Below are 20,606 nucleotides of genomic sequence, written 5' to 3'. Positions count from 1 at the left end.
CGATTAGACGTTTGAATAAACCATATTCGATAAATAGGAGTGCTATCCATGAAGATTGACTTAACCTTAAAAACGGCGCTGGTCACCGGGTCCGCTCAGGGAATTGGGTTCGCCATTGCGCGTGGGCTGGCTAACGCCGGAGCATCGGTAGTCTTGAACGGGCTGACGAAAGACGAAGTCGACAGCGCGGTTGAAAGACTGCGTTCAGACTTACCGGCCGCCGAAATCAGTGGCGTCATCGCCAATGTCGCCACTGCTGAAGGTGCGGCAACACTTAAATCTGCGGTGCCGGCAGTCGACATCCTCATCAACAATGCAGGCATCTATGGCCAGCAGGATTTCTTCGAGACACCTGACGACGTGTGGCTTCGAATGTACGAAGTGAACGTGATGGGTGGTGTACGAACCGCACGCGCTTATCTCCAGGGGATGGCGGAGCGCGGTTGGGGTCGCGTCGTGTTCATCTCGTCAGAATCGGCGCTCAACGTTCCAGTTGACATGCTTCATTACGCCACGACGAAAACAGCAAACCTGACGGTCTCCCGTGGTCTGGCCAAGCGCATGGCAGGCACAGGCGTCACCGTCAATGCCGTGTTGCCTGGTCCGACGCTGTCCGACGGTCTTCAGGCGCTCCTGAAGACAGAGCAGGAGAAATCGGGCCTGTCGATGGAAGAGACAGCGGCAGCATTCGTTGTCGCTCATCGCCCCACGTCGCTCATCCAACGAGCAGCGAGCATGGACGAGGTTGCCAATCTGGTCGTCTACCTTTCGTCGCCCCAGGCGTCGGCAACCACAGGTGCTGCCCTGCGCGTCGACGGCGGTGTCGTCGACACGATTGCCTGAAGGTGACTTAGCACTCGGCCGACCTACCTCACTCAGGATGGTCGACCGCTCGATGTCGCGTGCACCTTGATGCAGTGCGCGAGACCGAGGAAACCCGAACAACGCGATTGCAGGTAATTCATGAGCTACAACGAGCTTCACGGACTAACTATCCCGTCTTTACTGCGCCGACGTGTCACGGAAATGCCGTCGTCCGCGGCGTTCTCCGGTCACTCATGGCGAGGCCATCGAGACCGTTTGACCTACGGTCAACTGGTCCACCGGATGGAGATGATGGGGCGTTCCCTCTACCGCCACGGCGTACGACATGGCGAGCGAGTGGCTGTCTTCCTTACCAACTACGCCAACCGTGAGTGCGTACTGACCGGTCTTGGCTGCCTTGAAATCGGTGCCGTTGTGGTGCCCCTGAACACGCGCTCTTCCGATGATGAGCTCCGGCACGCGCTAACGCTGACCGAACCGGTCGCTGTGGTCTGTATGGAAGAGTCCGCCGCACGGATTGCCGAACTGTATCCGGCAGCCAGCCTGCTGCTGCTCGACGCACCACCTGAATCTCCGCAGCACTGGCCTGACCCCGAGTGCACGTTCGTGGCTGACCCCGTGTCCGTAGAGGTCAACCATACGGACCTGGCCTGCCTTCTGTTCACGTCGGGCACAACTGCCCGCTCGAAAGCAGTCATGCACAGCCATCGCAGCATGCTGCACGCGGGTCAGGCAATGGGGCGCGCGGTTGGGCTTGAGCGCGGTGACAAATATCAGGGTGCGTGGCCGTTCTTCACCAGTTCGGTCATGAGCATGGCGTGCATGTCTTCATGGGTCAGCGGCGCCTGCGTGGTCCTCGAGCAGGTGCCTCTGTCCAACGCCGAACGTCTTCGCCTCATTGAAACGGAATGTACGACCGTCTACCACGGAGTCACGTCCATCATTCACTTCCTTGTCGACGAATACGTCCGGGACGCGTACGACCTGCGCAGCGTACGCCGGTTCGGCTACGGCGGCTCGGTCATGCCCCCGGAAGTCATCGACAAGATTTCAACGCGCGTTCCGTGGGCGGACCAGATTCACGTCTGGGGAATGACCGAAACAGGTCCGGCCGGGACGTACTTGCCCGCGCATCTTCTACCGCGCAAAGCCGGGGCTATCGGCTTTGCGATGCCAACCTGCTCGGTGCGCCTCGTCGAGAGCGATGGACTACCCGTGCCACAAGGGGAACTGGGCGAAATCGTGTTCAGTGGCCCCTCAATGGCCCTAGGCTACTTCGGTAACCCGGACGCGACCCGCGAAACGTTTGTCAATGGCTGGGTTCACACCGGCGACATTGGTCGCTTCGATGACGAAGGCGTACTCCATTTTGTCGACCGGATGAAGGACATCATCAACCGCGGCGGACTCAAGATTTCGTCGGCCGCCGTGGAGAGCGTCCTGTACAGCTTTCCCGGCATCGCTGAGGCAGCCGTTATCGCAGTACCTCACGAAGGACTCGGCGAGGATGTGGCCGCATGTGTGGTGCCAGCAGTTGGGCAGTCAATTGATATTGAAGCGCTCGCCGCTCATTGCGCTGCCCACCTCGCGGACTATGCGCGTCCCCGCCAGTGGCATGTGCTGAACGCGCTACCGAAAAACCCGATGGGCAAAGTTCTTAAGCGTGACCTTCGCGACAGGCTTGCCACATCGACATCAACCGCAAAGGTACCTGCCTGAGCACCACCCCGACCCGAGAGTCGATTAGTCACCGTAGAAAGGAATTGAAATGTCAGAAGCATTGTTGCTCGAAGTTCGCGACCGCGTCGCATACGTCACCATTAACCGTCCAGACGCTTTGAATGCGGTCAATGGCGACCTGCATACCGACCTGTCCAAAATCTTCATTGAACTCGGCGCCCGTCGGGATTTGTCGGCCATCGTGTTGACGGGTGCCGGTCGTGCATTCTGCGCCGGCGGTGACATCGAATGGATGCGCGCGGCCGTGCGTGACCCGGAAAGCTTCGAAGTTGTCACTTGGGAAGCTAAGCGCATCGTTTATGCGATGCTCGATTGCGAAATCCCCATTGTGGGCCGCATCAACGGCGACGCTGTTGGCCTCGGGGCCACGCTCGCGCTTCTATGCGACATCACCGTTGCTGACGACAGCGCACGAATTGGTGACCCGCATGTGCGAGTTGGCCTCAACGCGGCCGACGGCGGCGGCTTCCTGTGGCCACAGGTCATCGGCTACGGCAAGGCCCGCGAAATCCTTCTCACCGGCGAACTGCTGAGCGCCGCAGAAGCCCATCGTCTGGGAGCAATCGGCCACGTGGTCCCGGCAGCCGAGCTGGACGCCAAGGTGGACAGTCTCGTCGCAAAGCTGCGTAGCGGTGCGAGCAAGGCGATTCGGTGGACAAAGGCTGGTTACACCATCCCGTTGCGCCAGCTCGCGCACGGCCACATGGATGCCGGCGTTGCTTACGAGTGCCTCACGAACCTCAGCGCTGACCACGCCGAAGCTATCGAGGCCTTCGCTGAGAAGCGGAAGCCGATTTTCGGCAAGGCTTAAGACGACGTCAGGCTCCTTGGTCACCAAGGCCGGGCAGCCGCATCAAGCCCTCAGAAATCAGTGAGCACAAGGACTCCCGCCATGTTTCGACTAGACCTCGCGAACGGCATCGCCGTTATTCACCTCAACGCTCCCCCGGTCAATGCCATGTCCTTCGCAGCCTGGGGCGAACTACCTGGCGTCATCGCGAGCGCAAAGACTCGAGGTGCCACTGCGCTTGTCTTCAGTGGTTTGCCCCAGAAGCATTTCTGTGGAGGCAACGACGTTCGGGAGTTCGAGAACATTACCTGCGCTGAGACGATGCGCGGCATTGGTATGGTCCGCGACGCGATGAAGGCGATTGTGTCAAGCCCTCTTCCCTCCATTGCGGCCCTACATGGTGCCGTCATGGGTAGCGGAATGATTCTGGCCGGCGCATGCGACATCCGCCTCTCGACGGCCGACACGCGACTGGCGCTTCCGGAGGTCAAGGTGGGAGCCTACGGTGGTTACGCGATGGTGAAGGAGCACCTCCCGCATGGCGCGGCTCGGGCGATGACTCTGCTGGGCTCGCCCATTAATGGACAACGCGCGTTCGACCTGGGGTTCGTCCAGGAACTCGCCGCGGACGCAGAGGCGGTGCTCGAGAGGGCAATCGCGATGGCTCTCGACATCAGCAAAAACCTTGCGAATCCCCTTGGTCAGCAAATCAGGGCGGTGATGAATCATCAGGATGAAAATTCGCTTTGGACCGCGTATGACATCGAGAGAGATTTTGCCGCGGAAATGATGGGCAAGGCGGCCGTTCGCTGAAACAGCGAACGCATCGCACTAAGGCGCAGCACGCGCTGTGTCAAGTTTTCGCCCTGCAATTGAGCACACCGAATGTCCTATCAATACGACGAAAGAATCGACGGCGCGCTGATGTCGTACGACAAGACGCTGGCCGTTGCGGAGCTTCACTCTCTCCTGCCCGATTTGGATATTCTGCATGAGCTGGAGGACCTACGCCCTTACGAGTGCGATGGTCTCTCTGCTTATCGAACGACTCCGATGATGGTTGTGCTTCCCGAACGCGTTGAGCAGGTTCGGGCAATACTGCGCTTCGCTCACGAGCGCAGTATCCCAATCGTCGCGCGCGGCGCTGGCACCGGCCTGTCGGGCGGTGCGCTACCGCTCGAGAAGGGTATTCTCCTCGTGATGGCCAGATTCAATCGCATCCTCGATGTCGACATTGAGGCCGGCACGGCATGCGTTCAGCCCGGGGTGCGTAACCTTGCTATCTCACAGGCTGCTGCACCCTTCGGTCTTTACTATGCGCCGGACCCGTCATCGCAGATAGCCTGTTCAATCGGTGGCAACGTAGCCGAGAACGCCGGAGGCGTGCACTGCCTGAAGTACGGGCTCACGGTGCACAACATTCAAAAACTCGAGGTACTCACGATAGAGGGAGAGCACCTCACCTTCGGCTCGGACGCGCTCGATTCGCCTGGATTCGACCTGCTCGCGCTCATGACCGGGTCGGAAGGTATGCTGGGCATCGTCGTGGAAGTGACGGTCAAACTTCTGGTCAAACCGAGAAGCGCGAAGGTCTTGCTGGCCTCATTTGATGATATCGGCAAGGCCGGCGCTGCGGTCGCCGAAATCATCGCGGCTGGGGTCATCCCCGGCGGCCTTGAGATGATGGACAACCTCGCGATTCGGGCAGCCGAAGACTTCATTCACGCGGGCTACCCAGTCGATGCGCAGGCCATTCTCCTGTGCGAACTCGACGGCGCAGAAAGCGATGTCGAAGAAGATTGCGCAATGGTCGAGGCGTTGTTGCGGGAAGTGGGCGCAACCGACGTGAGGCTCGCAGGGAGCGAAGCCGAACGCCAGCGATTCTGGGCCGGCCGAAAAAACGCGTTCCCGGCAGTCGGTCGCATTTCGCCCGATTACTACTGCATGGACGGGACGATTCCGCGACGAGAGTTGCCGCGTGTTCTCAAGGGTATCGAAGACCTGTCGGTCGAACACGGTTTGCGTGTGGCCAATGTCTTTCATGCGGGCGATGGCAACATGCATCCACTCATCCTTTTCGATGCCAATAGACCGGGGGAAATGGACCTGGCCGAAGCACTGGGCGCGCGCATCCTCGAGCTTTGCGTGGCCGTCGGCGGCAGTATTACTGGCGAGCACGGAGTTGGTCGCGAGAAAATCAATCAAATGTGTGCTCAGTTCAATTCTGAGGAGCTATCGCTCTTTCATGCCATCAAGGCCGCATTCGACCCGAGCGGTCTTCTGAATCCGGGCAAGAATATCCCCACGCTGCATCGCTGCGCCGAATTTGGCTCAATACACGTTCACCATGGCGCATTGCCATTTCCAGAGCTGGAGCGATTCTGATGCAACCCGATAATAGCTCCTTCGACGACAGCCGACGTTTGCTCGCTGACGTCGCTTTGGCCGCAGGCACTGGCAACGCCCTGCGAATTCGCGGCGGCAATAGCAAGCCGTTTCCTGGCCGCGAGGTCGATGGCATCGACATAGATACGCGCACACACCGCGGCATCGTGAGCTATGACCCGACAGAGCTTGTCGTTACGGCCCGCGCCGGCACCTCCGTTGCCGAGCTCAACGCGTTGCTGGCAGAGAACGGACAGATGCTGCCATGGGAGCCTCCTTCCTTCGACGGCAACGCCACCGTCGGCGGCATGGTCGCCACGGGCTTGTCTGGCCCCAGGCGACCCTATGCCGGCGCGACACGCGATTTCGTACTCGGATGCCGCGTCATCACCGGAGAGGCGAAACACCTTCGATTTGGGGGTGAGGTTATGAAGAACGTGGCCGGCTATGACGTTTCGCGACTCATGGTCGGCAGTTTTGGTTGTCTGGGTCTCGTCACAGAAGTCTCGATGAAGGTGCTTCCGAAACCTCGCGCTACGCGCAGCCTGCTGCTGGAACTCTCAGCTGCTGATGTCCCGAGGAAGCTGCGCGCCTGGCGCGACGCTGGGCTACCCATTACAGGCGCGAGTCATCTGGACAGTTGGCTGCACGTCAGGCTGGAGGGTGGCAAAGACCTTGTCGCGAATTCCGTGCAGGAGATTGGCGGAGAAGAGCTCGAGTCTGCATTCTGGGATGAACTACGCGACCAACAATTGCCCTTTTTTGCCGACCACCGTCCGCTCTGGCGGATTTCTGTACCGCAAACCGCACCGCTCACGCCTCTTCCAGGTTCTGTGCTTCTTGACTGGGGCGGTGCCCAGCGGTGGTTGAAAAGCGACGAGCCGGTCGATGTCATTCGCGCAGATGCCGCGCAGCTCGGTGGATACGCAACCTGTTTCTCGCACAAAGCAGACGTTGAGCCATTCCACCCATTGCCCGGGGCCATGTTAAGCCTCCATCAACGCATCAAGCGACAACTGGACCCACGCGGCATCTTTAATCCGGCGCGTATGTACACGGCACTCTGAAGGATAGACAACCCAATGCAGACCAATCTTAGTGCAGCCGCACAGGCGCTGCCGCGCGCGGACGAAGCGGCGTCGATTCTGCGCTCCTGCGTGCACTGCGGCTTTTGCAATGCCACGTGCCCAACCTATCAGCTACTCGGCAACGAGCTCGACGGACCGCGCGGACGCATCTACCTCATCAAGCAGCTACTTGAAGGCGAAGAGGTCACTCGCAAGACGCAGAGCCATCTGGACCGCTGCCTCACCTGCCGCAACTGCGAGACAACGTGTCCCTCAGGCGTGAACTATCACGCTCTGCTCGACGTGGGCCGCGCCGAAGTCGAACGGCGGGTGAGTCGGCCGCTTCGGGAGCGAGCCCTGCGTGCAGGGCTACGCCAAGTCATTCCGCGGCCGATGCTGTTTCGCACGTTACTTGGCGCTGGGCGCCTGACCCGCGCATTGTTGCCGGCAGCAGTGCAGGCGAAAATTCCAAAGCGCGCCACTGCCTCCAAGGAACGGCCTCGCCCGCAACACGTACGCAAGGTTCTGATGCTCGAGGGTTGCGTTCAGCCGGCCCTTTCACCGAACACCAATGTGGCGGCAGCGCGAGTGATGGATAAATTTGGCATCAGCGTCGTCGCTGCGCCACAGGCCGGCTGCTGCGGTGCCACCGATTATCACCTGAACGCCCAGGAGGTAGGACTCACGCGGGCGCGACAGAATATCGACGCGTGGTGGCCGGCAATTGAAGCGGGTGCTGAAGCAATCGTTATGACGGCGAGCGGTTGTGGCGCGTTCGTCAAGGAATACCGCCATCTTCTGCGCGACGACCCGTTATATGCGCTCAAGGCGCAACGTGTCAGTGAACTGACACGCGACCTGGTCGAAGTATTGGCGCATGAGCCGCTCGAAATGCTGCCTGCAGCGGCCGACCAGCGTGTCGCAATTCACTGCCCGTGTACGCTTCAGCATGCCCAGAAACAGGGCGGTTCGATTGAAGGGATATTGCAGCGACTTGGATTCCCAATGACGGCTGTCCCTGACTCACACCTATGCTGTGGCTCCGCGGGAACCTATTCCATCACTCAGCCTGAGCTCGCGGCAACGCTTCGTGATAACAAGTTGACTGCGCTTGGGAGTGGCAACCCCGACCAGATTGTGACAGCCAATATCGGCTGTCAGGTTCATCTTCAGAGCGGCTCTGCACGTCCGGTCAAGCACTGGATTGAGCTCGTCGAAGACACGCTTCCATAAGTCGTTCGTAGACAGATTTCACCCCATTCCTGAGGAACTCTCTCATGCTCACAAAGCCTATACTGACAGAAGCCGAAGTCACGCGCATCCTCGAAGCTGCTCGCGCCGAAGCCCAATTGAACGACTGGAAGGTTGCAATCGCTGTCGTTGACGACGGAGGCCATCCGCTCGCTCTGCTTCGACTGGATGGTTGCGCACCGATTGGCAGCTACATTGCCACCGAGAAAGCGCGTACGGCTGCCCTGGGGCGCCGGGAATCGAAAGCCTACGAAGAGATGATTAACGGCGGGCGCACGGCATTCCTGAGCGCACCGCTATCTGGCACTCTGGAAGGCGGCGTGCCGGTCATCGCAGACGGCCAAGTTGTGGGCGCCGTAGGGGTCTCGGGCGTACAGGCGGCACAGGATGCACAGATTGCGAAGGCTGCCGCCGGAGCGATTTCCGGCCAAACCTCTCGCTCACACAGTTCAGGCTGGCTCAACGCTCCTCGCCGATGAACGAGGGGCGTCGGCACCACCCCGTCGAACGGGAATCCAAGCGGGACCATTCGCGAATTACTGACGAGAGTTCAACACGGCCGAGCAATGCAGCACCGGTGACCTGAGAGATTCTTCCAATCCCCTCGCATTGACGCCAGGCGTTCGACAGTGAGTCTCTTCCAGCTGTCTTTATCCCAGACCTCTCCTCTCCCATACTTCCCTCACGTGCCGCCACGGTCGGCCGACTGCGAAGTCGGCCACTCCAGGAACCGGCATACAGGGTCTAAAGCCCCCTCGCACCCGAAACACTAGCCAGGCGTTGCCATGATTGAACTCTACACATCCGATACTCCCAATGGCTGGAAGGTCTCCATAGCCCTCGAGGAGCTTGAACTTCCCTACAACGTTCACCCGGTCAGCATTCTGAAGGGAGAGCAGAAGCTGCCCGACTTTCTCAGCTTGAATCCGAACGGGCGCATCCCTGTCATCATCGACACTGAGTGCAACAACCTGACGATTTTTGAGTCCGGGGCCATTCTCATTCATCTGGCGGAGAAAACTGGCGAGCTATTCGGCAACACCAGCGAGGAGCGGATTCATATCATCCAGTGGCTGATGTTTCAGATGAGCGGCATTGGCCCGATGATGGGTCAGGCAAACGTGTTCTACCGCTACTTCCCCGAAAAAATCGAGCCGGCCATTAAGCGCTACCACGCTGAAGTCAAGCGGTTGTTTGGCGTGCTGGAAGGCCAACTGGCCACCCGGAACTTCATTGCTGGACCGTACTCTATCGCCGACATTGCGACCTTCCCGTGGGTGCGCATTCATGACTGGGGTGGCGTCGGCATCGAAGAGTTTCCTAACCTGCAGCGCTGGCTTTCAATGGTCGAAGCTCGAGACGCTGTGCAACGGGGGGTGCTTGTACCGAACCCCTCGGGATGGGAGAAAATCACAGGCAAGGCAGGGGACACCGCTGAGCTCGCTGCCCAGGCGCTTAAACTGGTGACCACGGGGAATTAACGAAACGGAGATAACGCTACCAGTACCAATGAGCCATCACGTGCCGCCCTACATACGCTTCTTGGCGAAAGTGTCGGAGGAACTGGCACGTGTCTGAATTGCTCCTTGTTAGAACGTATGCTTCAACCCTATGCGAGCGAAGGTCTGATTTCGTCCACTGGATGGTCCTGCACCGCCGGTGATGTCTGCATTGTCGAGGAAGGTCCCCGTGAGGCCGCCTGCTACGCGTTGATAAACTGCGAGGGCGTAGATGTCAGTCCGCCTCGAAAGATAGTAGTCGACCATCAGACCGGCTTGGTGCCAATGCGGCTTTGACGTCCCCTGCGAAGCGTCAAAGGTTCCATTGGTGTAGGTGTACATCAACAGAGCCGACAACGCAGGTGTGAACTGGTAAAGCATGTTTGCTTCAATGTTGTCGAACTTCAATGAACTGGGGACAACGCTGAAATTCCCGGCGTAAATGGAACTGGTCGGCTGGTCGAGCGAGGTGTGCGTGTAGATTAGCCCGAAGCTCGCCGAAGCCCATACATACTTAAGCGCTCCGCCCCAAACCTGCTGTTTACGTGCAGTGAAGTTCGTATCGTCGTTGGCCAGCGCACCGCTGGCATTTTGACCGGGATTGTCAATGAGCATGTAAGCCGCCGCTACCGTTAAGGCCGCCGCGGAATATGTAGCTCCAAGGCTGTAGGCACGGTTGTTGGCAAAACCTCCCGTCTGATTGCTCAGGCCATAGAGCCCTCCAAACGTCAATCCATTGAGGTTGGTGCTCGTGTATTTGACGGAATTGTTGACCCGAAAGGTATCGACCGCGTTGTCGTTGTCGAACGGGTGCGTGAACGCCCAACCGGCATAACCGCCCGTGGATGTCAAAGGTGCGATGAAATCGACGAACGAGTCATACTGTCGCCCGAACGTCAAGGTGCCAAGCGAGTTGCTAGCCACCCCGACATAGGCCTGCCGGCCAAAAATCCGTCCCGCGTTACCCAGTGTTCCAGAATTCAGGTTGAATCCATTCTCCAACCGAAAAACTGCGCGTAGGCCACCGCCCAAGTCCTCGTTTCCCAGCAAGCCCCAACGGTCCCCCGCCATCGACCCGTCAGCCAACTGGTACGAGCTTTTCCCGCCCGTATTGCTCGTGTACTGGAAACCCTCGTCGATAATTCCATACAGGGTGACACTGCTTTGCGCGAACGAATGTGATGCCATCAGAATCAACGATGCACCTGCAATAAATACCTTCTTCACGTCTTCCTCCGACCTCATTGATGGAATTTGAATGGCAAGCCTTTTTACTTTTATGGCCCGCCAGAATCCTTATGTTTTCTTACTCGGCACCACCCATTAAATTCAAATGCTGGTTCACTTTTATCTAGATTCTCCAATATCAACTGAAGTTATTTCGCTCTTCATCAGAGCAATATTTGTCTCATTACGTCGTAGTCCTATGTTTTACGCCCGTAACAATTGACCTCCCTCGATTACCCAAACGGAATAACGCGAGATGGCTGCTGGCGTGGAGCCCGTCGGCAACGACGCAAGGTCTTATGCGGTCGCAGTGGTTTGACGGATGCTGTAAAGACTGACCATACCGACGATTAAAATTCCGTAGCAAATCTGCTTAATCGCCTCAGGGACGTGCATGAGCGAGAGCATGCTGCTGATAAGCGTGATGACGAGAACACCGGCAATCGTCCCTCCGTATGTGCCCTTCCCGCCAAGTATGCTTGTACCCCCGACTACGACAGCGGCGATACCCGGCAAGAGGTACGGGTCACCCATTCTTTGATAGGCCTGCCCCGCGTAACCGGCTAGCAGCATCCCGGCGATGGCACTGCATAGCCCGGACAAAACGAATGCCCCAAGGACGACGCGGCGAGTATCGATACCGGACAGGTAAGCAGCCTTCTCCCGGGACCCGACCAGATAGATGTATCGGCCAATCACTGTGCGCCGTAGCAGCCACATCAGCCCAACCGAAAAGACAACCCATAGCAAGACCGCGTTGGGCACGAGATTGAAGAGTTTTCCGCTTCCCAATACGGTCATCAGGTGCGATGGCTGACTCGCGACAACAGCATTTCCCGCATAAAAGGCACTGGCACCGAGCAAAATCGCGTTCACTGCAAGTGTCCATATCAGCGACGGAATTCGAAGATATGCGACTCCGAAGCCATTCAGAACACCGATAGCCGCTCCCGCTACCAGACCGGCCAGCGGACTCAGTTCAGCCCAGGCGCTGCCAGCTGCGGTCTGCATCACCGCCGTCGACACGATGGCCGAGACGCTCAAGGTCCATGGCACCGATAGGTCGATATGTCCCACGAGAATGACGAGCATCGCGCCGGCAGCAATGATGCCCAGCAGCGCGCCGCTCTGGAGTTGAAGCAGCAGATAGCGGGGAGAGAGAAACTGCTCGTGCACCATGCCGCCCGCCACAATCAGCACCGCCAGCACGACGAGTAGCGCCCGGGTTGACGAGCCCATGGCAATGCGGGGGAATATGCCCTGTTTCATTGAAACACCTCCAACCGGTTGCGGATACCAATCAATCCCAAAGCCCCGACCACCACCGCGCCAACAAGGACAAGCCCGTCAAACAGGGGTTGTGCCGACGGCGGCACACCCATGAAAAACATGAGACTTCCAATTGTGCGCAAGATAAAGGCTCCGGCGATGGAAGCAAGGACACTACCCGAACCGCCGCTCAGTGCTGTCCCTCCTAACACAACTGCAGCCACGGAATTGAGCGTGTAAGGCATGCCCGTCGTCGCGTCACCGCTGAGCGTCTGAAGTGCGAGGAATAGTCCGCCCGTTGCGGCGAACATACCGGCGAGCGTATAAGCTACGACCTTGGCTCTCGAGACTGGAAGACCCGACATAAATGCGGATGTTTCTGCCGAGCCGACAGCCAGGATGGCTCTTCCTGTCAGCGAACGTTTAACCGGTAGCCAGAGAAGAAGGACAAGGGCCAACAGGTAAAGCAGAGAGGTCGGAAACCAGCCTGCAAAGGCGCCCGTCAAACCGTCGCTTAATCCCTCCGACACGGCCCCGCCGGGGGCCGGCCGGACAAGCAACGCGACGCCCGTGTATGCTGCGCTTGTGCCAAGGGTCGCGACGATGGGCTGCATGCGGCCAAACACGATAATCATTCCGTTGACCAGGCCACACAGTGCGCCAATAGCAAGTACGGCAGCGATGCCTGCAACAACCTGTACGGGACCACCTTGAACCAGTTCCGAGGCAAGGCTGTTGCACAGGGCCATGATGGACCCGATTGAAATATCGATTCCACCGACCAACACAACAATTGTTTGCCCAGCCGCTACGAGAGCAAGACTAACCCCTTGATTGGCCCATGCAGTGAACACGTTCACCGAGGCGCCACGCGGATGGATGCAAACAAAGAGAAGCAGCAGTGCGACGAGGACAGCACCGGCCATCAGATATCGCGACTGGTACCGCCAGAACAGAGGCAATGAGGTTTTCATCTCGCGTAACTCCCGAGTTGTACATCCTGTGACACAGACGCAGGAGTCTGCGCGGAGCCGGAACTGGACAGATTCATCGAGTCCATAAGAATCTGCTGCTCATTCAGGCTCGAGCCGGAAAGGACCGAGCGAACTTTTCCGTCGTACATGACGGCGACCCTGTCGCACAGCCCAATCAGTTCGTCGTAATCGCTCGAGTAGAGAAGAATGGCCATGCCCTTCTCCGCAAGGTCGCGAAAGAGTCGATATATCTCCTGCTTGGTCCCGACATCGACGCCGCGGGTCGGGTCCATCAACAGCAGCAATTTCGGTTTGGTCGCAAGCCACTTTCCCAACAGGACCTTCTGCTGGTTCCCTCCCGAAAGCGTCGCGACCGGCAACGACAGGTCTGGCGCCTTGATTTGCAGTGCCTCGACCAACTCCAGAATCATCGACTTCTCAGACCTGTCCTCGATGGCGCCGCGCCGGGTGACCCGACTGAGCGCGGCGACGCTAAGGTTGTCCGCCACAGAGCGGCGAATGAACAGTCCCTCCGTCTTACGCTCCTCCGGGACAAAGGCGAGCTGAAATTCCCGCCCTTTGGCGGCCTTTGGACTCGCAGGCACCCCCAGTCTCTCGCCGACGTAGATTTCCCCTTCCACGTTTGCAAGAACTCCACTCAAGGCCAGTAGCAGTTCACGCTGCCCCTGCCCGTCGAGACCACCAAGCCCGACAATCTCACCCGGCCGAACCTGCAGGTCTATACCCTTGAGTACGTTGTTCCAGTTCAACCCTGCTAATCGCAAGTAAGGAGGGTGAGTCGACGCCGACCCCGGCTTCGGTGGATAGACCTGTGCGATTGGGCGACCAATCATGAGCTTGACGATGTCTTCGTGTGAGCGCGTGCCGGCTGGGAAGCTTGCAACGCGCTCGCCACTGCGAAATACAGAGCACGTGTCCGCCAAAGCATCGATTTCATGCATACGATGCGAGATGAAAAGCACGCAAACGCCGTCCTCGCGCAACCTCCTAAGCAGACTCAGGATTTTGTTGACATCGCCTGCGGCGAGCGCAGAAGTCGCCTCATCCAGAATCAGTACACGGGGACGCTGAATGATTGCCTTGGCGATTTCGATAATTTGCCGCTTGGAGAGCGAAAGGTCCGAGCAGCGCTCCGAGAGATTAAACTGCCCCTCGAACCCCATCTCCGTCAGTACCCTGGCTGCTTCGGCGTGTTGGCGTGCCCCGTCAACCAGACCGTAGCGCCGCGGCGGCTTTCGGATGCAGATGTTTTCAGCCACGGTCAGATGGGGTACGAGCGACAGTTCCTGAAATATGCAGACAATTCCCCTCTCCAACGCGTCGGAGGGCGTTGACATACTCAAGGGCGAGCTGCCCAGTGTGATGGTTCCGCTGTCGGGCTTTACAACGCCAGCCAGGATTTTCATCAAGGTGCTTTTGCCCGCACCGTTCTCGCCAAGGATTGCGTGAATCGAACCTCGCGCGGCACCAAACGAGATGTCCTTCAAGGCGGTCGTACCGCCATAGCGCTTCGTTACGCCATCCAGGCGCAGGAAGCTATCAACCACGTCAATTGCAGTCACCATGGACCTCTCTTCTTGACATCAAATGGTGGACGTCGCAACTAGCGGGACATCCACACCCGAACGCTCAGTTGTTGTCTGCCAGGAACTTGTTGACTTCCTGTGGCGTGAAGGAGATGCCGCAGTCCACGTAGCTCGCTACCGTTTCGTACGTGTCCGGGAGATTGGGGAAATAATTGACGTCAGGTTTCATGTCCTTCGTCAGGACATACGGAATCGGAAGATACGCTCGGGTCGGGAAAGTTTTCCCCTGCATCAGTGCCACCGCTGCCTGCAGGGCAACAGGACCCTGTCCAGGCGACGTCGAAACCGCGACACCCGGCAGCTTCTGTGCAGCGAGCGCCTTTACAAAGCCATTGGCGGCATCGCCCCCAACAGGAATTGCAGGACTGCGCGCTGCCTGAAGTGCCCGCGTAACGCCTTGGCAACCATACTGGCAAGTTACCGCATCGAAATTTCCGTTGACGGCAATTGCATCAGAAACCACCTTTTGCACCGTACCGGTATCCCAGTTGCCAACGACCTCGGTTACCTGAATGTCCTTGTAGTTGCTGAGGGCCTTTTGCATGCCAGCATGTAGGTCGCGGTCAGCAGCGTTGCCGGCCGGCCCCCGGACTTCGAGCAGTCTGCCTTTCTTGACCGGCATCTGGTCGAGAATGACTTGGGTACGGATGGTCTCGAAGCGGGTCCACTCCGGCGTAATCTGCAGGATGTCTCCGTTGTCGACCGGGTTATCAAACGACACCAGGACTGTTCCCGCCTTCTTCGCACGGCGGACGACGGCATCGAATGCCTTGGGATTAACGGCATCAAAGGCAATCACGTCGTAGCCGGCTTCGATGAAGTTGTCGATGGCAGCGATTTGTGCTGCAACATCGGCACCGGTACTGACGACCTTCAACTCCTTGATGTTGCGTGCATTTTCAGGGCGCGCAGCCCACGCGCGACTTTCCTGAATCATCTGGGTACGCCACGGAATACCGGTATAGCCGTTGACCAATGCGACCCGATACGGACCCGGGCGAGCTGGGTACTTAATCGTGGTTGTCACGCCCGGCGCAGGCTTGTAACACGCAGGCATGTATGTGTCTGCTGCCACCGATGACAGTGACGTACCCAGCGATGCCACCGCCAGTACAACTGCTGCCGCCAAAGGGATGCCACTTTTCGTTGCATGCTTCATCTTCGTCTCCAATATTTTCTCAAACCGCATAGCACAAGCTCTTTTGGCCGCATCTGTTTTTTCGGTTCGGGCAGCCCCGCTGAAGACCGACCGCCCTTCCTACTAGCGCCGACCTACCTCTTGACCTCACTGGGCGATACTGTTTTCTTCGCAAGCTAGACTTACAAAAACCAGGTAACGTTATTTCGTATTACTTACTACAATACATTGCATATCGGAATCAGAATGCCCGTCGTGACCGCTCACTTCGTCTCATCAAATCATTATTAAGCGCTACCGAACAAAGTGTTTTCCGTCGGTGTGAGGCACAGGATAAATGACGCCACCGGCAATCCTTTCTCTGGAACTTCCGAAAACAGATTTCATAAAAAGTGAAATATGGTCACTTGTGGCGAGGACTGGTTTCATGCTTAGTTTCGGGGTTCTGGGAACCTATAAATCTTCGATGTCGTTTACCCCGAGGTGCACAGAAATCGCGCAATGAATATTGACTCAGCACTCATTCACTCTTATCGTTTCCTCTATCAGCGCTCTCGACACAAGCCGCGAGACGAGATGTTCTGAGGAAATCTGGGGAAATACACAAGTGGCGTGAAGTACTGGACGGCCTGTAATTTGAAGACACTGTCATCGGATATCCGCCAACAATTGACGAGGTAGCTGTGGCGGCGGCAAACGCCGTCCACCAGTGGCCCAGACGTGTCAGGCCGAAGTGGGGGAAGCTCCTCTATTGGGATGATTGATTGGACGGAACCGGGGGCATTGAAAGTTGCTGGCCCCGCCGGTTCGTTGATGCTCATGGTTCGCGGCACGACGCCTGTCGCTCTGCTAACGGAGCGACTGCCGCATTAGTCGCTCTGGCAGTCACATGCTGGGGTAATTGGGCCCACCGCCGCCTTCTGGCGGGCCCCACACCGTTCTACGACGACGACATCATGTTCCATTGACTCTCGCGGGCCGTACTGCTCGGCCCATCCGCCGGTCGTGTTGTTTGGCGAACTTGTGTTTACCACGACTCATCCCGTCAGAACTGGTCTTCGACAAGGGCAAGCGACGCTTCGCCGTCTTTCGCGCTCAGTATCGACACGGCGAGAGCGGGCGCCTGCGGCAAGATGTAGTCTGCAAAAAAGTGGGCCGTCGCAATCTTGGCGCCGTAGAAGTCAGGGTCGTCCTTCCGCTTCTTGACCGCCACCACGAGCGCGCGGGCCATCTGCCAGCCAGTGAGTACGATGCCGGCAAGCTTGAGGTACAACACGCTACCCGCTGCGACTGCATTCGGGTCGTGCCTATTGGTGTCCAGTACGAATTGCACAGCATCAGACAATGCCTCGAGCCCATCTTTCAGACGACCGTGCATCGCACGACAGGCGTTCCCGGCTTCTCCAGCATCGATGCTCTCCAACTCGGCTAGAGTCTTCCCCACGGCTTCGAGTATGACTCGCGCAGTTGCACCGCCATCCCTGAACGTCTTCCGTCCGACCAGGTCGTTTGCCTGGATGGCGGTCGTGCCTTCATAAATCGGGAGAATCCGGGCGTCTCGATAGAACTGCGCGGCGCCCGTCTCCTCGATGAACCCCATGCCGCCATGTACCTGCAGGCCAAGGCTCGTCACTTCCAGTGACATCTCGGTGCTCCACCCCTTTACAATGGGCACCAGGAACTCGTAGAGGGCTCTGTGATGGCCCCGTCTCGGGCTGTCCTCGGCGTAGTGTGCGAAGTCAAGATGAGCCGCTGCAACATAAGCCAGCGCTCGAGCGCCTTCCGTCAGTGCACGCATTGTCGTCAGCATCCTTCGGACGTCGGGATGCTGAATAATGGCTACGGATTTTTTGGACGAACCATCCACCGGTCGGCTTTGCACACGCTCCTTCGCATAAATCACAGCCTTTTGATATGCCGCATCGGAAACACCGATTCCCTGCAGGCCGACCGCGAATCTGGCCGCGTTCATCATGATGAACATGTATTCGAGGCCCCGATTCTCCTCGCCGACCAGATAGCCCACCGCGCCGCCGTTGTCACCGAATTGCAGCACTGCCGTAGGACTCGCCTTGATACCGAGCTTGTGCTCGATTGAGAGGCATCGCACGTCGTTGCGCTGACCCAGCGTGCCGTCTTCATTGACCAGGAATTTGGGCACGACAAACAACGAAATCCCCTTCACACCTGCGGGAGCGTCAGGAGTTCGCGCGAGAACAAGATGCACAATATTGCTCGCCATGTCGTGTTCGCCGTAGGTGATAAAAATCTTCGTACCGAACATCGCATAAGTGCCGACAGTGTTCGGAACCGCGCGGGAGCTGACCAGCGACAAATCCGAACCAGCCTGTGGCTCAGTGAGGTTCATCGTCCCGGTCCATTCACCCGAGATGAGCTTAGGCAAATATCGCTCTTTCAGTTCGTCGGACCCCGCTGTCAGCAGGGCCTCGATGGCACCGTCCGTCAGAAATGAGCATAGGGCGAAGGACATATTTGCAGCATTCTGCATTTCAGTGCATGGCGTCGCAATCAGCTTCGACAGGCCTTGGCCACCAAACTCAGTGGGATGGACGATACCTTGCCAACCGCCTGCGGCGAACTGATGAAATGCTTCCTTGAATCCCGGCGTTGTGATGACGTCGCCGTTCTGCCACGAGCTCGGATTCCTGTCGCCTTCGAAGTTCAGCGGTGCTAGTACCTCCGAGCTGAACTTCGCTGCTTCGTCCAGGATTGCCTTCGCGGTTTCCAGGTTTGCATCTTCAAGACCCGGCAACGTCGAGGTTGTTGCGATATCGGCCAGTTCTTCGAGTACGAAGAACATGTCTTTGGTTGGGGCGATGTAGGTCATTACAATTTTCCTAAGTGTTGATGCGGACGAGTCAGCAGGACACTGACCTCGCGTAGGTCAATGAACGTGTCGCCATATCGACCGGGGCCGACGACTGTCGTATCCATACTTTCTCTTTCGCCACGCTCGCTGGCTTCCGCGCGTGCCCAATCCCCAGTCGCGGCTCGCGCACGGGATAAGCCCGCGCAGTTCAACGAATACCGGCACGAATTCAAACAGGTTCCGTCCGCTCTCGAGCGTGAGGAGCCCAGCGCCATTGATGACCTCAGAATCAGCATGCAGCGCACCGCCCCGGTAGAGGGGCGACACTCGTGCGTAAACCTCTCAGGCAACGTCAGCGAACTTTCGCGCATGGTCCCGTTTACAGACGTTGCTTCATAAATGAAAAAGCCGCTCGCGTGCCCTTGGAGTGCACGCGAGCGGCGGAACCAGCACAGGAGATTCTTCTGGTCCCTCACAAGAAATGCGATTCAGTGTTCCGGAGAACGCGAAACAGCGCTCATTCACTGCACCGCAGCAGCTCGATATATCGCAGCAACCGCCGCGACAGCGGCCGAAAGAATACTTACTGCGCGTATTCGACCTGCTGCGCTTCGGTCAGCCGGGGCTCCATGTACTCGCTCAGCTTCGGCATCACCTGGTTCGCTGTCAGTTCCATCGAACGGTGCCAGAGGGCCTCGTCATCCCACTCATGGAAGGTGGTCAGGAGAGTGCCGAACGGGCCGGTCTTCTCGCTGAACGCGACCAGTTGGTCAACGACCGATTTTGCGTCGCCGGCAATAACCATCTCGCGGATGCAATGCTCGATGTTCACCTCGTCGTCCGTCATGTCGGGGCGCGACTTGAAGATGCTCGCGTAACCAATGACCTTCAGGTGAGTCACCATGAAATCGAAGTATGTGGCCAGCGCGTTAGTTTCGCGGGCCAGGTATTCGTCTGCCTCAGACTGGGAGTCGGCAACAAACACAGAACGGGCGATTCGCCAGTTCCGGCGGTCAGGTTTCACCCCGGCCGAAAGCGCGCCATCGCAATAGGCCTGCCAATGCGACGCGACAGTCGAGGGAAGGTTGAAGTTGGCAGAAATCACGTCCCAGTCGTTGGCACCAGCCAGCCTTGCGGTGCTGGAGAAGTTGCTCATCGCCGAAGTCGCCACGCGTGGGAACGGGTTCTGATACGGGACCGGCATCAGCCCTACACCGAGTTCTTCGTGAACGGTGTTCTTGATGCTGACCTCGTGATGCGCCGTCTTCAGGTCGTATGGCGCATCGGTGTTCCAGATAGCGCGAATCATCTGGTAACAGGACGCGAGCATTGCCCCGCTCGCCTTGTGGTCGCTCTTGTATACCTCAAAGTCCGATGCAAGTCCTCCCGGGCCAATGCCCATAATGAAGCGCCCCTTCGACATGTGGTCGAACATGGCTGCGTCCGCCGCAATGCGAGCAGGGTGATGATGTGGCAGGTTTAGAACGCCAGTGCAAAGCTTGATGCGCTCGGTAACAGGAATCAGTGCCGAAAGAAACTGCAGCGCGTTGGTTACCGGTTCGGTTCGCTGCGACGTGTGTTCGCCCATCCAGAGCTCGTCATATCCTACCTTGTCCGCGTGAATGGCGCACGCAACGTCCATGTCGTACATTGCGTGATATGGTGCGCCGGACAGGTGGAGCGGCTGCATGAAAATGCCAAGTTTCATTTCATCTCCTAACTCTTTCTATGTAAGACCAGAATCTGACCGTCTACGCGGTACGTTTTGATTCTGGCGACGCATCAAGCCGGTCCGCTTATCCAGGACGCAGGTAAGCGGTGCCGGCGCTCTCAGGGCACTCCTCTAAAACATGAACAGTCTGAATACGGGTAGCTGTGAAGCCGCCGGTAGCAGCCGCTTACGTACGCTAGGGGGTCTCTTATCTCCGACGGCACCACGTCGAAGACATTGCTGGCCCTTCTGTTGATTTCTCCATCATTAGTATCACTAAATACATTCAAAAT

The 20,606-nt window shown here is 58.0% G+C and carries 16 protein-coding genes; 9 read left to right on the top strand and 7 right to left on the bottom strand.

Features of this window, described 5'->3' with window-relative positions:
- Nucleotides 1-48 precede the first annotated feature (48 nt).
- From ACSQ36_RS36650 to ACSQ36_RS36610, 9 genes are all read left to right on the top strand, one after another.
- Entirely contained in the window at nt 49-843 is a 795-nt protein-coding gene (locus tag ACSQ36_RS36650; RefSeq protein ID WP_436185872.1) for an SDR family NAD(P)-dependent oxidoreductase, read from the top strand.
- 120 nt (nt 844-963) lie between these two features.
- Nucleotides 964-2,544, top strand: coding sequence for a class I adenylate-forming enzyme family protein (locus ACSQ36_RS36645; protein ID WP_436185871.1), 1,581 nt, complete (start codon nt 964-966; stop codon nt 2,542-2,544).
- 49 nt (nt 2,545-2,593) lie between these two features.
- Nucleotides 2,594-3,376: an enoyl-CoA hydratase/isomerase family protein gene (locus ACSQ36_RS36640; protein WP_436185870.1), complete on the top strand. Its 783-nt coding sequence runs from the start codon at nt 2,594-2,596 to the stop codon at nt 3,374-3,376.
- 81 nt (nt 3,377-3,457) lie between these two features.
- A complete protein-coding gene (locus tag ACSQ36_RS36635) occupies nt 3,458-4,168 on the top strand; it encodes an enoyl-CoA hydratase/isomerase family protein (RefSeq protein ID WP_436185869.1) in 711 nt (236 codons plus the stop codon).
- Between the two features lie 72 nt (nt 4,169-4,240).
- Nucleotides 4,241-5,740 carry a glycolate oxidase subunit GlcD gene (glcD, locus tag ACSQ36_RS36630; protein WP_436185868.1) on the top strand — a complete coding sequence of 500 codons (1,500 nt, stop codon included), beginning with the start codon at nt 4,241-4,243 and terminating at the stop codon, nt 5,738-5,740.
- On the top strand, nt 5,740-6,807 hold the full coding sequence (glcE, locus tag ACSQ36_RS36625; protein ID WP_436185867.1) for a glycolate oxidase subunit GlcE: 1,068 nt from the start codon (nt 5,740-5,742) through the stop codon (nt 6,805-6,807). The genes glcD and glcE overlap by 1 nt, the downstream gene beginning before the upstream one ends.
- A 15-nt stretch (nt 6,808-6,822) precedes the next feature.
- Nucleotides 6,823-8,040, top strand: a complete 1,218-nt coding sequence (gene glcF, locus ACSQ36_RS36620) for a glycolate oxidase subunit GlcF (RefSeq protein WP_436185866.1) — start codon at nt 6,823-6,825, stop codon at nt 8,038-8,040.
- A 44-nt stretch (nt 8,041-8,084) separates the two neighbouring features.
- A complete protein-coding gene (locus ACSQ36_RS36615) occupies nt 8,085-8,537 on the top strand; it encodes a heme-binding protein (protein WP_436185865.1) in 453 nt (150 codons plus the stop codon).
- Nucleotides 8,538-8,843: 306 nt separating this feature from the next.
- Nucleotides 8,844-9,539, top strand: coding sequence for a glutathione S-transferase family protein (locus tag ACSQ36_RS36610; protein WP_436185864.1), 696 nt, complete (start codon nt 8,844-8,846; stop codon nt 9,537-9,539).
- A gap of 108 nt (nt 9,540-9,647) precedes the next feature.
- Here ACSQ36_RS36610 and ACSQ36_RS36605 read toward each other — a convergent pair whose 3' ends face one another.
- The 7 genes from ACSQ36_RS36605 to ACSQ36_RS36575 all read right to left on the bottom strand — a co-directional run bounded on the left by ACSQ36_RS36605 (nt 9,648) and on the right by ACSQ36_RS36575 (nt 20,310).
- On the bottom strand, nt 9,648-10,784 hold the full coding sequence (locus tag ACSQ36_RS36605) for a porin (RefSeq protein ID WP_436185863.1): 1,137 nt from the start codon (nt 10,782-10,784) through the stop codon (nt 9,648-9,650).
- A gap of 297 nt (nt 10,785-11,081) precedes the next feature.
- Entirely contained in the window at nt 11,082-12,053 is a 972-nt protein-coding gene (locus ACSQ36_RS36600) for an ABC transporter permease (RefSeq protein WP_436185862.1), read from the bottom strand.
- On the bottom strand, nt 12,050-13,027 hold the full coding sequence (locus tag ACSQ36_RS36595; RefSeq protein WP_436185861.1) for an ABC transporter permease: 978 nt from the start codon (nt 13,025-13,027) through the stop codon (nt 12,050-12,052). Before ACSQ36_RS36595 ends, ACSQ36_RS36600 begins: the two co-directional genes overlap by 4 nt.
- The gene (locus ACSQ36_RS36590; protein ID WP_436185860.1) at nt 13,024-14,535 is read right to left on the bottom strand and encodes a sugar ABC transporter ATP-binding protein; all 1,512 of its coding nucleotides are present in this window, start codon (nt 14,533-14,535) and stop codon (nt 13,024-13,026) included. Before ACSQ36_RS36590 ends, ACSQ36_RS36595 begins: the two co-directional genes overlap by 4 nt.
- A gap of 142 nt (nt 14,536-14,677) precedes the next feature.
- Nucleotides 14,678-15,610 carry a substrate-binding domain-containing protein gene (locus ACSQ36_RS36585; RefSeq protein WP_436185859.1) on the bottom strand — a complete coding sequence of 311 codons (933 nt, stop codon included), beginning with the start codon at nt 15,608-15,610 and terminating at the stop codon, nt 14,678-14,680.
- A gap of 1,207 nt (nt 15,611-16,817) precedes the next feature.
- Nucleotides 16,818-18,620, bottom strand: a complete 1,803-nt coding sequence (locus tag ACSQ36_RS36580) for an acyl-CoA dehydrogenase (RefSeq protein ID WP_436185858.1) — start codon at nt 18,618-18,620, stop codon at nt 16,818-16,820.
- Between the two features lie 565 nt (nt 18,621-19,185).
- On the bottom strand, nt 19,186-20,310 hold the full coding sequence (locus ACSQ36_RS36575) for an LLM class flavin-dependent oxidoreductase (RefSeq protein ID WP_436185857.1): 1,125 nt from the start codon (nt 20,308-20,310) through the stop codon (nt 19,186-19,188).
- Nucleotides 20,311-20,606: the final 296 nt, after the last annotated feature.

This window comes from Caballeronia sp. LjRoot34, from assembly GCF_964253815.1.
Classification (GTDB): domain Bacteria; phylum Pseudomonadota; class Gammaproteobacteria; order Burkholderiales; family Burkholderiaceae; genus Caballeronia.
This window is presented reverse-complemented; position numbering and strand designations above follow the sequence as displayed.

What these genes read in the sequence shown, in the direction of transcription:
- glcE (WP_436185867.1), top strand. Translation starts at nt 5,740, where the DNA reads ATGCAACCCGATAATAGCTCCTTCGACGACAGCCGACGTTTGCTCGCT.
- ACSQ36_RS36640 (WP_436185870.1), top strand. Translation starts at nt 2,594, where the DNA reads ATGTCAGAAGCATTGTTGCTCGAAGTTCGCGACCGCGTCGCATACGTC.
- ACSQ36_RS36645 (WP_436185871.1), top strand. Translation starts at nt 964, where the DNA reads ATGAGCTACAACGAGCTTCACGGACTAACTATCCCGTCTTTACTGCGC.
- ACSQ36_RS36650 (WP_436185872.1), top strand. Translation starts at nt 49, where the DNA reads ATGAAGATTGACTTAACCTTAAAAACGGCGCTGGTCACCGGGTCCGCT.
- ACSQ36_RS36635 (WP_436185869.1), top strand. Translation starts at nt 3,458, where the DNA reads ATGTTTCGACTAGACCTCGCGAACGGCATCGCCGTTATTCACCTCAAC.
- ACSQ36_RS36595 (WP_436185861.1), bottom strand. Translation starts at nt 13,027, where the DNA reads ATGAAAACCTCATTGCCTCTGTTCTGGCGGTACCAGTCGCGATATCTG.
- ACSQ36_RS36575 (WP_436185857.1), bottom strand. Translation starts at nt 20,310, where the DNA reads ATGAAACTTGGCATTTTCATGCAGCCGCTCCACCTGTCCGGCGCACCA.
- glcD (WP_436185868.1), top strand. Translation starts at nt 4,241, where the DNA reads ATGTCCTATCAATACGACGAAAGAATCGACGGCGCGCTGATGTCGTAC.
- ACSQ36_RS36610 (WP_436185864.1), top strand. Translation starts at nt 8,844, where the DNA reads ATGATTGAACTCTACACATCCGATACTCCCAATGGCTGGAAGGTCTCC.
- ACSQ36_RS36580 (WP_436185858.1), bottom strand. Translation starts at nt 18,620, where the DNA reads ATGACCTACATCGCCCCAACCAAAGACATGTTCTTCGTACTCGAAGAA.
- ACSQ36_RS36615 (WP_436185865.1), top strand. Translation starts at nt 8,085, where the DNA reads ATGCTCACAAAGCCTATACTGACAGAAGCCGAAGTCACGCGCATCCTC.
- ACSQ36_RS36600 (WP_436185862.1), bottom strand. Translation starts at nt 12,053, where the DNA reads ATGAAACAGGGCATATTCCCCCGCATTGCCATGGGCTCGTCAACCCGG.
- glcF (WP_436185866.1), top strand. Translation starts at nt 6,823, where the DNA reads ATGCAGACCAATCTTAGTGCAGCCGCACAGGCGCTGCCGCGCGCGGAC.